At 24.3% G+C, this 2,385-nt stretch carries 2 protein-coding genes; both read right to left on the bottom strand.

The features are described from left to right. Positions 1–244, bottom strand: a 244-nt coding sequence (locus tag GBZ86_RS15075) for a DUF8208 domain-containing protein (protein ID WP_479690754.1), incomplete at its 3' end; no start/stop codon positions are given. A 20-nt stretch (positions 245–264) separates the two neighbouring features. Then, positions 265–2,385 (bottom strand): VirD4-like conjugal transfer protein, CD1115 family (locus GBZ86_RS15070; protein WP_152892013.1); only part of this gene is annotated, 2,121 nt, incomplete at its 5' end.

Below are 2,385 nucleotides of genomic sequence, written 5' to 3'. Positions count from 1 at the left end.
TAGAAATAGCTAGTATTGTCCATATTAGAGGTTTATATTTATTAATAAAATCAGTAACTAAATCGCTATTAAAAAAATCATTTAATGTATATATTTTATTTATAGCCACTTCGATTCCATTTACAATAGAAGCTAATATTTTTATAATAGTCCAACCAACCCATCTAAAACAATAATCAATAATATTCGCTATTTTTAGTATATTATTTTCATTAAGCTCTATTAATATTTGCTCTGCTCCCATATTTAACTTATCACCTCACTTTAAATTAAAGATTCTACCTGTATACAGCCTAATTCATAAAACTTTTTAATATTTTTATTTTCTATATTTTCTTCAGCAAGCTCTTTGAAATCTATCCAACTAATTTCATTAATGTCTTTAGAAAAATTTAAATTTAATTCTGTACTTAGCATAAAATTTACTTTTATTAACTCATCTGGTGCAAAAACTTGAGATAATTTAAAGTCTATTAATTCAAATTCATTTTTACTATCTTCTTCTATAAACTGATCTGCTAAATCTTCCTCTGAATTTAAATGGTCCTTTACTTTATCATTAGCCTTTTCATTTATATTTTTCTCATCTTCATTAGAATAATTATTTTCATTCTCTTTAAATAATATATCTTCTAAGATTACTTCTTTGTGAAGAGTATTTACTTCAATTGTATTTAATGATTTATTTTCATTATCAAAATCCAAATATAAATATTCATACCTATATTTTAATGAAGTTTCGCCTCTATTATAAATTGGATGAGGAATTATTTTATTTCCATAAATGTCTCGTCGTTTTATAACCCTTACAACTACACATTCTCCTTCTTGCAGTTTTAATTCTTCAGGTTTTAACAATCTTCTACCATCTAGGCTTTCAGTTTGATTTTTAGTAATATCTAATATTTTTCCTGCTCTTGAATAAGTTAAAATAGTTTGTTCTCCTATTAATTTAGAGAATTCTTCTGCTGTTTCATTCTCATTTGTTAAAATATAAATTTGATTACCACAATTTCCTATTATTGTTTTATAATCATCTCCATAAAGTTTTTTAAGTTGAGAATATGCTTGTATTATTAAATTAAATTTTATTCCACGCCCTAAGCAAACTGTTATTATATTAGCCATTCCCTCTATAACTGGCATATTGCCAAATTCATCAAGAAGAAATATAACTTCTCTATCACACTTACCTCTTTCATTTAAAGAAGCTTCTTTAGCTAATACATAATATAACTGTCTTACAAAAATACTAGAAATTACATGATTAGAAGCATCATAATCAGGAGTAACCATAAAAAGTGCTACTGGTTTATTATTATTTTTTTTAAAACCAATATCTTTTAAATTTATGGAATTTTTAGAAGTCATTTTTGCTATATCATCCATTGTAAACCTTTGAAGTTCTGACATTGCTACTGAAAATATACTTCCCCTAGCAGTTCCATCTGCAAATTTAGATGTTGCATATTGCATTTTAGCAACTGAATTTGCAGAAAGCTTATTAAAATATTCATCTAGTCTATTGTTTCCAAAAGAATCTTTACTTCCACCTAATTCTGAAAGCATATTAGCTACAGTATATAAAGTTATTTTAGATTTTTCTTTAAGTTTATTTTCTTCTAATTTATTTATAATTTTTTTATTTTTTTCTATTAATTCTATATCATTATTTTTATAATAAAGTTTTAAATTTTCTTTTAAAACTTTTATATCTTCATTTATTAAATTACATTTTTTTAAGCAATCATCTATAAGAGCTAAAATTAAAGCATTAACTAAACTCATAGCTGAATTTTGCCAAAAAGGATCTTTAGAATTAGGATTGTAATATAAAGCATATGTAAGTGTCTTACAAAGATTTTGTGCTTCACTATAATTTCCTTCATTACAAGCATCTATAATTAGTTGTAATGGATTATAACTCATAGAATTCATGGGTTGAACTAAATTTAATAATTCAACTCTATATCCTCTTTTTTCCAAAATATCTTTACTCATAGCTATAAGTTCTCCTTTTGGATCATTAATTATAAGTGATGCCTTTATTTTTGCTCTAGAATAAATATCTATAGTAGGAACTACAAAAGTTTCACCTTTACCACTTCTTGTAGTACCAATTATTAAATTATTAACAGCACTTTCATCTATAAGTATCTTATCTTCATATCTTGAAATAGGAATACCTGCTTTTCCTTCAAATTCTATTTTACTTTCTGGAATTGCTTTATATTGTTTTTTTAATTCTTCTAAACAAGCAAATCTACTTGTACCTTTTTGTCCTTCTTCAATTGAACAAAAGGAAGCTTTAATATTAAATACTATTTTTGATAAAATTATCAATGTTATTAGATAAGCTATAAAATAAATAATAGGATATTTAAT

It is taken from the genome of Clostridium tarantellae, from assembly GCF_009295725.1.
In the GTDB taxonomy this organism is placed as follows: Bacteria; Bacillota; Clostridia; order Clostridiales; family Clostridiaceae; genus Sarcina; species Sarcina tarantellae.
The sequence above is the reverse complement of the archived record's forward strand: the minus strand, read 5'-3'. Positions and strand labels throughout refer to the sequence as shown.